The sequence below is a fragment of the Streptomyces fildesensis genome (assembly GCF_016107395.1).
GTDB lineage: Bacteria > Actinomycetota > Actinomycetes > Streptomycetales > Streptomycetaceae > Actinacidiphila > Actinacidiphila fildesensis.
Genome location: NZ_JAAIKO010000042.1, coordinates 33,050 through 46,063, shown reverse-complemented (window position 1 = coordinate 46,063; position 13,014 = coordinate 33,050). Strand labels below are relative to the sequence as shown.

Here is a 13,014-nt window from a genome sequence, read left to right as displayed (position 1 = left end):
ACGCGAAGGGTGAAGCGAGTCGTATCGCCCCGGCATGCACCACTCATCAGCATGCACCCTTCGTCATACCCCAGGAGCTGTCCGTGTCTCCAGATCAGTTCTCTCCACGTCACCCCGCAGAGCAGTACCCGCAGCCGGAATTCGAGGAGCAGGATCAAACCCATCCGGGGCTGAGCGGAGCCATGGATCCGGAGCCTGACTACGGCGAGGACACCTATCGCGGCTCCGGCCGGTTGCAGGACAGAAAGGCTCTGATCACCGGAGGGGATTCCGGGATCGGTCGTGCCGTTGCGCTCGCCTTCGCTCGTGAGGGCGCGGACGTGGCAATCTCCTACTTGCCGAGCGAGGAGGAGGACGCACAGGAGACCGTCCGGCTGATCGAGCACGCGGGACGGCGGGCGCTTGCCGTGCCGGGCGACGTGCGGCAGGAGGACTACTGCGGCGCTGTAGTGCGCCGCGCGGTGGACCAGCTCGGTGGCCTGGACGTCCTGGTCAACAACGCGGCCTACCAGATGTCTCAGCCCGATGGCCTGTCAGCCATCGATACCGAGCAGTTCGACCGCGTCATGAAGACCAATCTCTACGCGATGTTCTGGCTGAGCAAAGCTGCCCTTCCCCATCTGGCTCCGGGGTCGTCCATTATCAACACCGCCTCCGTCCAGGCCTACCAGCCCAGCCCGCACTTGCTGGACTACGCCATGACCAAGGGTGCCATCGTCACCTTCACACAGGGTCTGGCTCAGCAACTCGCAACCGAGGGGATCCGGGTCAACGCGGTCGCCCCCGGTCCGGTGTGGACTCCTCTCATCCCCGCCACGATGTCCCCCCAGAAGGTCGCCGAGTTCGGCAAGCAATTGCCCCTTCAGCGGCCGGCGCAGCCGGCTGAGATGGCTCCCGCCTATGTCTTCCTCGCCTCTCAGGAAGCCGGCTACATCACCGGGGAGATTCTGAACGCCACCGGCGGCACCCCACTGCCCTGACGGGCAGCAGGTCGTTCTCGCCCGGTTGTGCCGGGTCCCGTGAGCGGTGTCGTGAGGCCCGTGACGGGGGTGATGTGTGGGAAGGGGAAGCCGGGGCACGCGGGATTTGTGTGGGTTGGCCCGCTGAAAGGTCGAACGGTGCTGAATTCAGGAAGAGAAGGCCGTGACGCCGGCTGGCGGTCTTCGGCTGTGGAATGGCGGAGCGGTACGGCCCCGGAAAGGTCGCGGCGCGGCTCGGACGGGCGGAGCCTGGCACAGGAGCCGTCCGGCGGTGGCGGTGGTGTGATGACCCGAGAGGCTGCGGTGAGCGTCACCAGCGAGTTGTCTCCGTGGGCGGGCAGGATCCTGCGATTGCCTGGCGTGTACAGCCCACAGGCCGACAGTTCGCTTTTGGCAGCTGCCATGGGGCGGGAGGGTGTCGGTGCGGGGATGGACGTCCTGGACGTGTGCACCGGCAGTGGGGCGTTGGCTCTGCATGCTGCTCGGCTGGGCGCCAGGGTGACGGCGGTGGACATCAGCCGTCGGGCCGTGGCATCGGCGCGGTTGAACGCATCGCTTGCCCGTCTGCCGGTCCGCGTCCTGCGCGGGGATCTGCTGTCGGTAGTGCCGGGCCGTTCGTTCGACGTGCTGGTCTCCAACCCGCCGTACGTACCCTCGGCCAGTGCGCAACTGCCGCGACGTGGTGCCCGCCGCGCATGGGACGCAGGTGTCGACGGGCGGGCCTTGGTGGACCGGATCTGTGAAGCCGCTCCTACCGCGCTGCGTCCGGGCGGCGTGTTGCTCATGGTCCATTCGGGGTTCAGCGGCCCGGAGGAAACGGTGAGCCGACTTGTCCGGGCAGGGCTGAGCGCTTCGGTCAGTGAGCGGGTGGCGATCCCCTTCGGACCGGTGATGCGCGGGCGACTGTCATGGCTCCGGGAGCGTGGTGTGGTGCCGGCCGGCACCGACAGGGAAGAACTGGTGATCATCCGTGCACACAAGGACTGAACAACCGCGCCGCGTGACCGTGGTGGACGGCGGCCCGATCCTCGTGGAGGGTCCCGTCGAAGTGATGACGGACGACGGGAAGCTGGTGGTCTCCGATCGGGTCGTCGTCGCGCTCTGCACCTGTCGGCGCAGCCGCATCCACCCCTGGTGTGACACCAGCCATCGCCGTCGGGAGCACATTCCCGCCGCGGCCGACACCGTCCGAGCCCCGGCGTGCGGAGCCGGAGCGACTTCCGGACGTGGAGTCGAAGGGACGGACGGAAGGCAGGACAAGGAGGGAGCACCGTGACCACTCGTCAGACGGAACACCTTGGCCGTATCACTTCGGAACCGAGCCTGCCTCCAGCACGCGGACCTCTCTCCGGCAGCGTTCTTGCCGCCCTGAGCGGCCGGCGTACGCCGTTGCCCTCCGAGGGCGAGATCCGTCAAGCCGATCCCTACGGCGATGATCTCCAGCTTCTTCTGTACGTCCTGTACGAACTGCATTACCGCGGTTTCGAGGCGGTCGACGAGGGCCTGGAATGGGACCCCGCTCTGCTGCGCGTGCGTGCAGCCGCCGAGGGCATCTTTCTGAGCGCCCTTCGCGCGCACACCTCAGGCGGCAGCGACGTGCGACAGACGGTGGACGCGCTGCTGGTGGAGCCGGTGGAGGACAACGGCCACAGCGTGAGCCACCACCTGCAACGCGAGGGGGAGCGCTGGCAGATTCGGGAGTATGCGGCTCTGCGCTCGCTCTACCACCTCAAGGAGGCGGACCCCCACCTGTGGGTGGTGCCGAGGCTGCGGGGGCGAGCGAAGGCGGCCATGGTGGCCATCGAGTTCGACGAGTTCGGTGCCGGCAGGGCGGAGAACATCCACGCGCAGCTGTTCGCCGACCTGATGGCCGACCTAGATCTCGACACCGCCTACGGGCGCTACCTCGAGGAGGGGCCCGCTCAAGCGCTGGCCACGGTCAACCTGATGTCCCTGTTCGGACTCCACCGATCCCTGCGAGGTGCGCTGGTCGGTCATTTCGCCGCAGTGGAAGTGACCTCGTCCCCGGGATCCCGCAGGATGGCGAAGGCGATGAGACGCGTCGGAGCAGGTGCCGCCGCGCAACGGTTCTACGACGAGCATGTGGAAGCCGACGCGGTCCATGAACAACTGGTCCGCCGCGATGTGATCGGCGGACTTCTCGAGGACGAGCCGTACCTCGCACCGGACATCGTTCTGGGTATCGAGGCCACCGGGCACCTGGAGTACCTCCTCGCCGACCATCTTCTGTCCGCCTGGCGGGACGGAAGTACCGCCCTGCGCACACCGCTCGGCGGAGCAACGCGGCCTGTGCCGGACGGAGCCCCGCCACCGGAAGTCGCGCCTCAGCACTGAGCCCGACCGGAAAGTGCGCCCGCCGGCAGGGCACCCATGATTCACCGTAGTGAACGAGGAGTTGGCCATGCTGCCACCCCGCCCACGCGACAGACCGTTGGTCATTCTGGCGAACTTCGCCTCCGACACAGCCATAGACCTTGAACAGAGCGCGATACTCCGGCAGTGGTCGCTCCAGGCTCCCCGTGAAATCTGGCTTGCGCGCCCAGGGGATGTGCTGCTCACCCCGGTCCCGCTGTCGCCGGCATTCATCCGCTACGCCTGCTCCGTGCTGGACATGCCGATCGACGCGATCAGCATCCTCACCGTTCCGGATGTCGCGGGGGCGGCGATGGCCGACACCGTGCGGTCCACCCGCGCGCTCACATCGCTGCGCGACCTCGTTGCACAGCGGCCCGGATACCGCCTCTTGCCCACTGCTCTGGACAGCGCGACGGTGGCACTCGCGGCGGAGCTCGACATCCCGATCTCGCCCTACGATCTCAGCACTCGGGCGGCGGGCCCGGACGCTGTTGCTGTCACCGCGCTCCTCAACACCAAAGCGGGTTTCCGGACCGCAGCACAGGATCTGGGGATGCGGCTGCCCGACGGACAGCTCTGCGATGGCTCGCGGCTCCCGGCCGTGGCCCGCGAACTCATCGGCGCCTACCAGGACATCGTCGTGAAACCGGACCGCTCCGCAGGTGGCCACGGTCTGCGGTTCATCAGTGGCAGAGATCTGCCCCTGGCCGCGGAACCCGCCGCCGGCCAATGGGTGGTCGAGGAATACCTCGCCCACTGCAGATCGGTCAGCGCCCAGTTCCATACCGGGGAACAAGAGCCCCGCATGCTGTTCAGTGGAGAGATGAGCACCCGCGACGGTGCCTTCACCGGCTACCGCTCACCACTGGCCGACGTGCCCGAATACACCGTGAAGAAGCTGGAGCGGTGGGGCCTCGATCTGGGCGACTACCTCGCCGCGCGAGGCTACCGAGGCCCCTACAGCATTGATGCCTTGGTCACCCGGCAGGGTGGGCTGTACGCCACCGAGGCGAACGTGCGGCGCACGGCGACCACGACCCCGCACGCCATGATCACCCGGCTGCTTCCGTCCTCCCCGACGCCCGCTTGGCTGATGGGGACTCGTCGCGCCGACCGCGTGTACACGTTCCCCGAGGCTGTAGATCTCCTGGCGGCAGCGGGCCTGGCCTACGATCCCGGCACCGGTGCAGGTGTGCTGCTGTACGCGGACGACCCCGCTGACGGTATGAGCTGGCGCTATGCGATCACTGCGCCAGACCCCGACTGTGTCCGCCAACTCGACCGTCAGTTCGCCCTGCTCTTCGCCCCATCCCGTGAGGACGGGGATCAGTGAGCCGATCCGGCTCAGGTCCCGAGCATGACGGAATGGGTCCTGGCCGGCCAGCGGTTTGGGCTCTGCGGCGGATCGCACTCCGGTGGACGTCCAGGTGGCACCTCCAGCCTCCGCTCCAGGAACCTCAACCGCAGGCTCGTCAGCTGCCATCGCTGTATCCCACGTCGGACCGGCTGACGACTGCCAGAAGGTCGACGTCGAGGTTCCCCTGGGACTGGTACCGGCACGGTCCCCATGTCGCTGCGCCACCCCGAATGGCGTCACCCAGGATGCCGGGCTCATCGACGGACGCGACGATCGGCGGGGACCGCCGGACAGAACCGAGCGGCTCCAACCACTCGCGATATCAGGAGGCAGACATGCCGCAAGGTTCCACCGCCAAGGGGAAACGGCAGAACGAGCGCATCAAGGCCGGCTCGACCAAGCGGGGCGTGAGCGCACCACGCACCAAGAAGGTCACCACCCGCGCGGTGAGCAAGGATCGCGCTCCGGTGAGTGCGGCGCGCACCATCGCTCGCACCTCGCACAAGAACACCCCCGCGGCGCGGCGCAGCGGCCTGAGCTCCCACACCGGGCCGGCCAGCCGCACTTACGACCAGCTGTACGCAGAAGCCCGGCGTCGCCGCATCGAGGGTCGTTCCTCCATGCGCAAGGCCGAACTCATAAAGGCCCTCGGCCGCTGATCGCAGCGTCGTCAGAGCACCGTCGCTCCTGACGGTCATCGCGGGCTGCTCTGAGGAGGTGAGCGGGTCCGGGCTTCGCCGCCCGGGCCCGCCCACCTCACCTCTCTATCAGCTCGTGATGATCCATAGGGGGATTCCGGGCGCCCGCCCCGCCGCTGGCCCGGGATTCGGCGGCGTTCACATCTCAGCGACGTCTCGGCGTGTGGTGCATGACTGGAGGCACGTTCTCATGTTGAAGGCCATCGCAGATGCCCTGCGAAGCATCGGTTCAGCCATCGCCACTGTGGTCTCGCTGCCCTTCCGCCTGATCGCCAGGCTTTTCGGCGGCGCCTCGGACAGCGCACACGGCCGCCATTGACGTCGCCTTCCGCAGATTCAGCCCCTGCGATCCGAGAGCGGCTGGGGTGGCCTGGTGACCCCAGGACCATCCGTCTCCCGGTCACCGCACCGGAGCTTCCTTTGGCGGACCCTTGTGAGGTGGTGGGCTGGGGCTGGTCGTAGCCTGCTGCTATGACTGAGGCCCCGATCCTGACTCCCTCCGAAGCCTTCGAGCTGCTGCTGGCCGGCAACCAGCGTTTTGTTGCCGGCGAGCTGCAACACCCCAACCAGGACGCCGCGCGCCGCGCTGAGACCGCGGCCGGCCAGCGTCCGTTCGCCGTGCTGTTCGGCTGCTCCGACTCCCGTCTGGCCGCAGAGATCATCTTCGATCGGGGCCTGGGTGACCTCTTCGTGGTCCGTACTGCCGGCCATGTGGCGGGGCCGGAGGTGCTGGGGAGCATCGAGTACGGGGTGAGTGTGCTGGACTGCCCGCTGGTCGTGGTGCTGGGCCACGACTCGTGCGGTGCGGTCGCGGCCACCCGTGCCGCCCTCGTCGACGGCCTGGGGACCACGGGGTATGTGCGTGACGTCATAGAGCGCGTCACGCCGAGCGTCCTGGCCGCCCGCGCCGCCGGGCTCACCGGGGACGACGACTTCATCGCCGAGCACGTACGGCAGACCGTGGATCTCCTCCTGGACCGCTCGCGGGTGCTCGCAGACGGTGTCGCCACCGGACGGACCGCCGTGGTGGGGCTGTCCTACCGGTTGGCCGACGGCAGTGCTCGACGCCTCGCAGCCCGCGGCCTGCCGACGGAAGCGATTGCCACGGGGCCAGGCGCCTGAACGAGCACCATCACCGGCACGTCGTGTGCGTCCGGCGGCCCCACAGCCGCCGGACGGCCCGGTCCCCGACGCCGACCCGGAAGCGGCCACACAGGACCGCTTGATCTGCGCGATCGGGGTAGGCGCGTGGTGTGCTGAGGATGCTGTGGGTCGCGTTGCTGGGTTGTCTTGCTGTCGCCGGTGCCGCTTTGGCGCTGGTGGCCTCGCCGTGGTGGTGGTTTGCCGGGGGACCGCTGACGGCTTTGCTGGTGCTTGCGGTGTGGGATCTGGTGCAGCGAAGGCATTCGGTGCTGCGGAACTATCCGGTGCTGGGTCATCTGCGGTTCGCCCTGGAGGGCATCCGCCCTGAGATGCAGCAGTACTTCGTGGAACGCAACGTCGACGGCAGGCCGTTCGACCGGGACACCCGCAGCATCGTCTACGAGCGTGCCAAGGGAACCGACGCCGAGGAGCCCTTCGGCACGGAGCAGGACCTGTACGCGACGGGAAGCGAGTTCCTGGTCCCATCGATGGCCCCGCACCCGGTGCGTACGGATGTGCCGCGGGTGCGGGTCGGCGGCCCGGGCTGCAAGCAGCCCTACGACATGGCGTTGCTGAACGTTTCCGCGATGAGTTTCGGCTCCCTGTCCTCGAACGCGATCCTCGCGTTGAACACCGGTGCCGCGTTGGGCGGTTTCGCCCACGACACCGGTGAGGGTGGCCTGTCGGAGTACCACCTGCGGCCGGGCGGGGACCTGGTCTGGGAGATCGGTACCGGGTATTTCGGCTGCCGTACCGATCAGGGCGGCTTCGACCCCGCGATGTTCGCCGACAAGGCCGCGCACGAGCAGGTCCGGTGCGTGTCTCTCAAGCTGAGTCAGGGGGCCAAGCCCGGAATCGGCGGGGTGCTGCCCGGCACCAAGGTCAACGCGGAGATAGCCCAGGTCCGAGGCGTCCCGCAAGGCAGGACCATCATCTCCCCGCCTTACCACCAGGTCTTCTCCACCCCGCGCGAACTGGTTGCCTTCGTGGCCCGGATGCGGGAGCTGTCCGGCGGCAAGCCGACCGGGTTCAAACTGTGCCTCGGCTCCCGAAGCCAGTTCCTGGCGGTGTGCAAGGCGATGCTGGACGAGGGCGTCACACCCGACTTCATCATCGTCGATGGTGCCGAGGGCGGGACCGGGGCCGCGCCCCTGGAGTTCGCCGACAATCTGGGCATGCCCCTGACGGACGGCCTGACCACGGTCCACCAGGCCCTGGTCGGTACGGGCCTGCGGGACCGGATCAAGATCGGGGCCAGTGGCAAGGTCGCCACCGGCAGTGACCTGGTCAAGCGTCTCCTTCAGGGGGCCGACTACACCAACGCCGCCCGGGCGATGATGTTCGCGGTGGGCTGCATCCAGGCCCAGCGGTGCCACACCAACACCTGCCCGACCGGGGTGACCACCCAGGACCCGCGCCGGGCACGCGCCCTGGACGTCGGCGACAAGTCCCGGCGGGTCCAGCGCTTCCAGGAAGCGACCGTCAAGAGCGCCCTGCAGATCATGGCGTCGATGGGCGTGGACGAACCCTCAGGCCTGGCCCCGCACATGCTGCGCCGCCGCATCGACTCCGTCATCGTCCGCTCGTACGCCGAGCTGTACCCGCCCCTGGCGCCGGGCGAGCTGATCCACCAGGCGCCGGAATTCTGGGCGGCGGACTGGAAGGCCGCGGACCCCGACCGCTTCACCGTCTGACCCGGCTGGCCCTGCCGGCCCGTTTCCCTGCTCGACCGCCTGACGAACCGGAGGATTATTCCGTGGCACGCACTGTGGCCCGTGTGATCATCGACGCCCTGCAGGAACTGGAGGTCGGTCACGTCTTCGGCGTGGTCGGCGACGCGTTGAACCCGCTGACCGACGCCATCCGCACCACCGATGGTCTGGAGTGGGTGGGGTGCCGCCATGAGGAGGCCGCCGCGTTCGCCGCGAGCGCGCAGTCCCAGCTTTCCGGGACTCTGGGTGTGTGCATGGGCACCGTCGGGCCGGGCGCGATCCACCTGCTCAACGGCCTTTACGACGCCGCGAAGAGCCGCACTCCCGTGCTGGCCATCGCCGGACAGGTACCGCTGGCCGAAATGGGCAGCGACTACTTCCAGGAGGTCGACAACGACCTGCTGTTCCGCGACGTCGCCGTCTACCGCGCCACCGTCACCTCACCCGACCAGATGCCCCGTCTCCTGGAGGCGGCTGTGCGCGCCGCGGTCGGCCACGGCGGGGTTGCGGTCCTGACAGTGCCCGGCGACCTGGGCGACCAGGAGCTGACGCAGGACCGTCCCGCCCGCTTCCCCCGCACCCGCCAGCTCACCCGCCCCGATGAGCCCGGCATCCTGCAGGCGGCCGAGATCATCAACGCCGCGTCCAAGGTGACCCTGCTGGTGGGACGCGGTGCCCGCGACGCCCGCGAGGAAGTCCTGGCACTGGCCGAGCACATTGGCGCGCCCATGGTGCTCACCCTCAAGGCCAAGGAGGGCTTCGAGGGCGACAACCCCTACCAGGTCGGCCAGACCGGCTTGATCGGCAATCCCGCCGCGGCCGGCGCACTCGACGAGTGCGACACCCTGCTCATGCTCGGCACCGACTTCCCCTACCGCGACTGGTACCCCACCGGCTGCCGCGTCGTCCAGATCGACACCCAGGAACAGAACCTCGGGCGGCGTGTACCCATCGACGCAGGACTGGCCGGCGACACCGGCGCCACCCTGCGCGCCCTGCTACCTCACCTGGACGCCAAGCCCGACCGCGCGCACCTCGATACCGCGCGCAAGCACTTCGCCACCTGGCACGATGGCCAGCAGCGCCTGGCCGAACCCGCGCACGACACCAAGCGCTGGACCGGACGGCTGCGCAGCGCACTGGACAACCCCGACCACGACATCCGGCCCGAAGCTCTGGCCGCCGCGGTCGACGCGTGCGCCGACGACGACGCGATCTTCACCTCCGACACCGGTATGGCCACCGTGTGGCTGTCCCGCTTCGTGACGATGCATGGTGACCGCCGTCTGATCGGGTCCTACAACCTCGGCTCCATGGCCAATGCCATGCCCCAGGCGCTGGGCGCACAGCTGTGGGCACCGGGCCGCCAGGTCGTCGCGTTCTGCGGCGACGGCGGACTGAGCATGCTGCTCGGCGACTTGATGACCATCAAGACGTATCAGTTGCCGGTGAAGCTGGTCGTCTTCGACAACCGCCGTCTGGGCATGGTCAAACTCGAACAGGAACAGGCCGGACTGGCCGAGTTCGGCACCGAGCTCGACAACCCCGATTTCGCCGCGGTCGCCACCGCCCTCGGCCTGACCGGCATCCGCGTCACCGACCCCGGCACCCTCACCGACAGCGTCCGCCGCGCCTTCGCCACCCCGGGGCCGGTCCTCCTCGACGTACTGACCAACCCGCAAGAAGTCGCCGTCCCCGGCAAGCCCACCGTCCAGCAGGGCTGGGGCTTCGCCATCGCCAAGGTCAAGGAACTCCTCCAGAGCCACGAGGGCTGACCACCAGGAGCACGGTAACGGGGTCCCTGCAGCCCTCTCTTCGGCCACCAGCAGACGCTTTCTGCAATGAACCCGGTGCGGCTTTCGTCCGTGCGCGACACGCGCCGAAATGCATCTCGGAACAGATGTTCGGCGTGCGGCGGGAATGGCTGGGGTGATACCGGGTATCCGCAGCTTCAGCACGCCAGGCAGCCACCACACTCCGGGAGTCAACTCATGGCCACTGCATCCGCAGCGATAGCCTCCCCGGCCACTCACGTTGCGACGGTGGCAGATCTGCCTTGGGTGGAGGATGCCGGGAAGGTCGCTCCGAAGGACGCCTGCACGTTCTCAAGCCGCTCATGGCGCAGCTGGGTGAGCGCGACCTGCGCATCCTGCAGATGCGTTTCGGCGACGAGATGACCCAGGCGCAGATCGGCGTCGAGCTCGGCATCTCTCAGATGCACGTCAGCAGACTCCTGACCAAGGTCCTGGACCGCTTGCGGCAAGGAATGCTCGCAGAGGCCACCACCTGATTCCGCTCCCGTAGCCGCGAGATCACGCAGGCCCGCCCCGCATCGCGCGAGGCGGGCCTTTCGCTGCACGTCTGGAAGGGTGCCGAGGGGGAAGTCGACCGGTTGGCCGTGATGTCTTCGCGGTGGGTGTGTGGCAGGCCGCCGGGATCGCTCTGCAGTGATGACGATGCCCCGCGGGTCGCAGAAAGCAGAGGGCAGATCATGTCGTCGATATCCGGGCCCGCGCAGGACCCGGTCGAGATACCACCAGCACAAGGCCTGTCGGGGCCGGCGGCGCTGAATGTGCGGGGCATGCGGCGCAGGTCCTGGTTCGTCGCCGGATTCACCTTCACCCTGGGGGCCTTCCTGGCGTGGCAGGTCGCGCAGGCGGTGCTCCGGGCCAGTCAGGTGCTGCTGCTGGTAGTGCTGGCGTTCTTGCTGGCGGTCAGCCTGGAACCCTTGGTCGGGTGGCTGGTGGCGCGGGGGCACCGGCGCGGGCGCGCGGTGCTGATCGTGTGCGCCGTGTTGCTCCTGATCGTGGCGGGCCTGCTCGCCGTGGTCGTCCCCCCGGTGGTCACCGAAGTGGAAGCGCTCATCCACGCGGTGCCGGGCTGGCTGCAGCAATTGCACGACCACCAGTCGACCCTGGGCCGCTTGGAGGACCGCTACCACCTCACGGACAAGGCCAAGACCCAGATCGGCTCCGGCGGCGGATCCAGCATCTTCGGCGGCCTGTTGGGCGCCGGCCTGTATGTCGTCAGCGCCCTCACCGCGACTGCCGTGGTCGTGACCCTGACGGTGTACTTCATGGCCGGCATGCCTGCCATCAAGCGCTTCTTCTACCAGTTGGTCCCTGGCAGCCGCCGCGCCCGCACCCAGGAGATCACCGAGGAGATCCTGGTGCGCATCGGCAGGTTCATGCTCGGCAACGTGGCCACGTCCGCGATTGCCGGAGTGGCCACGTTCGCGTGGTGCGCTCCGATGAGCGTCCCGTACGCGGCGGCACTGGGAGTGTTCACCGCGGTGATGGACATGATCCCGATGGTCGGCTCAACGATCGCGGGTGTGGTCGTGAGCCTGGTGGCGCTGTCGGTGTCCTGGCCGGTCGCGGTCGCCACCGCGGGTTTCTACATCGCCTTCCGCCTGCTGGAGGACTACCTGATCATGCCCCGGGCGATGCGCTACGCGGTCGACGTCCACCCCCTCGTCACCGTGGTCGCGGTCCTCGCGGGAGGAGCCCTGCTCGGGATCGTCGGAGCACTGGTCGCCGTCCCGGTCGCCGTGGCCATCAACCTGGTCCTGGACGAAGTCGTCTTCCCCGAACTCGACGCCGCCTGAGCGCAGCAGCCCCACCCTGCACGAGGTTGCCTCAACCGGTCACCCCCGCGGGGCCACAGACAGGCGGAGTACTTCGGTGATCCTGCCGTCCTGCTCGGCGCCGCCGGCGCCGCCGGCGCCGAGAGGGGCCGGCGGCCGGCCGACCCGATCGTCGGTCTCCTGATCACCGCCGCGATCCTCATGGTCCTCAAGGACGCCGCCCGGGAGGTCTTCCGCCGCCTGATGGACGCTGTCGCCCCCGCCCTGATCGAGACCGCCGCAAGCGCCCTGCGGGCCGTGGACGGCGTGCGCGACGTCGGGCAGCTGCGGATGCGGTGGATCGGCCACGCCCTGCGCGGCGAGGCCGACATCGTCGTCGACCCGCACCTGACCGTGGTGCAGGCACACACCCTGGCGGTCGCCGCCGAGCATGCCCTGATCCACGCCGTTCCCCGGCTGACCGCCGCCACCGTGCGCACTGACCACACCCCGGGCAGTGGCGACCCGCACGCTGTCCTGGCCCACCACGCGCGATAGCGCTCGACGGTCCCGGCTCTGGCGGCCGGAGTGTGATACCCCGACACTGAGTACCCGCCCGGGGTATGGTCAGAACGTGGCGCCCCTCGGTAGCGCCCATGGTCTGAGAAGGGAACCGGCAGTGGCAGGCATCGGACGGGCGCGCAGGCGGGGCATCGCCCGGCTGCTGACGCTGTGTGCGGTGCTGCTCGGCCTGTTCCTCATGCACGGCGCACCGGCCACCGCGGCCGAAGGCTGCCACGGAGCGATGACCGCCACCTCCCCGACACCGCACCGCCATGCCACCGCCGCGATGACGTCCACGGTTCCGGCAACTATGACGACGGTGACGACGCCTCCAGCGATGGCACATCCCGACGTACCGCAGGCGTCGAGCGGCGCGATGTGCGTCTCGACTCCCGCTCGGGACCGGAACCCGCTGCCGATGGGCGGGGCCCTGATGGCTGTCGTCGCGGTGCTGGTGGCCGGCTTCCTCTCGAACCGTCCGGTGTCCCTGGGCGGGTCGCGGCGGCGCGGACCCCCGCCACCGGGCGGGCGAAGTCTGCTCCTGACGGTGTGTATCGCGCGGACCTGACAGGACCGTGCCGGAATCCGGATCTTCGACCGGGCCCGGCGAGGTGGCCTG

General features: G+C 68.8%; 11 protein-coding genes and 3 pseudogenes. All 14 read left to right on the top strand.

The annotated features are described in order from the left end of the window. The first annotated feature begins 83 nt into the window (after positions 1-83). A complete protein-coding gene (locus tag C6N31_RS34525) occupies positions 84-980 on the top strand; it encodes an SDR family oxidoreductase (RefSeq protein ID WP_138352749.1) in 897 nt (298 codons plus the stop codon). A 285-nt stretch (positions 981-1,265) separates the two neighbouring features. After that, entirely contained in the window at positions 1,266-1,967 is a 702-nt protein-coding gene (locus C6N31_RS34520; RefSeq protein ID WP_138352750.1) for a HemK2/MTQ2 family protein methyltransferase, read from the top strand. Next, a pseudogene (locus tag C6N31_RS47050) lies at positions 1,951-2,139 on the top strand (CDGSH iron-sulfur domain-containing protein); the annotation flags it as partial. The gene C6N31_RS34520 and the pseudogene C6N31_RS47050, both read left to right, overlap by 17 nt. Before the next feature lie 113 nt (positions 2,140-2,252). Then, positions 2,253-3,335, top strand: a complete 1,083-nt coding sequence (locus C6N31_RS34510; RefSeq protein ID WP_138352752.1) for an iron-containing redox enzyme family protein — start codon at positions 2,253-2,255, stop codon at positions 3,333-3,335. A gap of 49 nt (positions 3,336-3,384) precedes the next feature. Beyond that, on the top strand, positions 3,385-4,689 hold the full coding sequence (locus tag C6N31_RS34505) for a preATP grasp domain-containing protein (protein WP_138352753.1): 1,305 nt from the start codon (positions 3,385-3,387) through the stop codon (positions 4,687-4,689). 359 nt (positions 4,690-5,048) lie between these two features. Next, the gene (locus tag C6N31_RS34500) at positions 5,049-5,372 is read left to right on the top strand and encodes a plasmid stabilization protein (RefSeq protein WP_138352754.1); all 324 of its coding nucleotides are present in this window, start codon (positions 5,049-5,051) and stop codon (positions 5,370-5,372) included. 229 nt (positions 5,373-5,601) lie between these two features. Further along, complete coding sequence (locus tag C6N31_RS45300; protein ID WP_269288419.1) at positions 5,602-5,730, top strand: LPFR motif small protein; 129 nt, start codon at positions 5,602-5,604, stop codon at positions 5,728-5,730. 152 nt (positions 5,731-5,882) lie between these two features. Next, on the top strand, positions 5,883-6,533 hold the full coding sequence (locus C6N31_RS34495; RefSeq protein WP_198358990.1) for a carbonic anhydrase: 651 nt from the start codon (positions 5,883-5,885) through the stop codon (positions 6,531-6,533). 140 nt (positions 6,534-6,673) lie between these two features. After that, complete coding sequence (locus C6N31_RS34490) at positions 6,674-8,248, top strand: FMN-binding glutamate synthase family protein (protein ID WP_138352849.1); 1,575 nt, start codon at positions 6,674-6,676, stop codon at positions 8,246-8,248. 62 nt (positions 8,249-8,310) lie between these two features. Further along, entirely contained in the window at positions 8,311-10,041 is a 1,731-nt protein-coding gene (locus C6N31_RS34485; RefSeq protein ID WP_138352756.1) for a thiamine pyrophosphate-dependent enzyme, read from the top strand. 320 nt (positions 10,042-10,361) lie between these two features. After that, positions 10,362-10,556: pseudogene (locus C6N31_RS34480) on the top strand (sigma-70 family RNA polymerase sigma factor); the annotation flags it as partial. A 201-nt stretch (positions 10,557-10,757) separates the two neighbouring features. After that, complete coding sequence (locus C6N31_RS44495) at positions 10,758-11,873, top strand: AI-2E family transporter (RefSeq protein ID WP_232486016.1); 1,116 nt, start codon at positions 10,758-10,760, stop codon at positions 11,871-11,873. 78 nt (positions 11,874-11,951) lie between these two features. Beyond that, positions 11,952-12,389 (top strand): annotated as a pseudogene (locus C6N31_RS44490) (cation transporter dimerization domain-containing protein); the annotation flags it as partial. Between the two features lie 121 nt (positions 12,390-12,510). After that, positions 12,511-12,963, top strand: a complete 453-nt coding sequence (locus C6N31_RS34470) for a hypothetical protein (RefSeq protein WP_138352758.1) — start codon at positions 12,511-12,513, stop codon at positions 12,961-12,963. Positions 12,964-13,014: the final 51 nt, after the last annotated feature.

Bases quoted from the DNA above. Each gene is read 5' to 3' on its own strand.
- C6N31_RS34500 (WP_138352754.1), top strand. From the start codon at position 5,049: ATGCCGCAAGGTTCCACCGCCAAGGGGAAACGGCAGAACGAGCGCATC.
- C6N31_RS34520 (WP_138352750.1), top strand. From the start codon at position 1,266: ATGACCCGAGAGGCTGCGGTGAGCGTCACCAGCGAGTTGTCTCCGTGG.
- C6N31_RS34490 (WP_138352849.1), top strand. From the start codon at position 6,674: ATGCTGTGGGTCGCGTTGCTGGGTTGTCTTGCTGTCGCCGGTGCCGCT.
- C6N31_RS45300 (WP_269288419.1), top strand. From the start codon at position 5,602: ATGTTGAAGGCCATCGCAGATGCCCTGCGAAGCATCGGTTCAGCCATC.
- C6N31_RS44495 (WP_232486016.1), top strand. From the start codon at position 10,758: ATGTCGTCGATATCCGGGCCCGCGCAGGACCCGGTCGAGATACCACCA.
- C6N31_RS34495 (WP_198358990.1), top strand. From the start codon at position 5,883: ATGACTGAGGCCCCGATCCTGACTCCCTCCGAAGCCTTCGAGCTGCTG.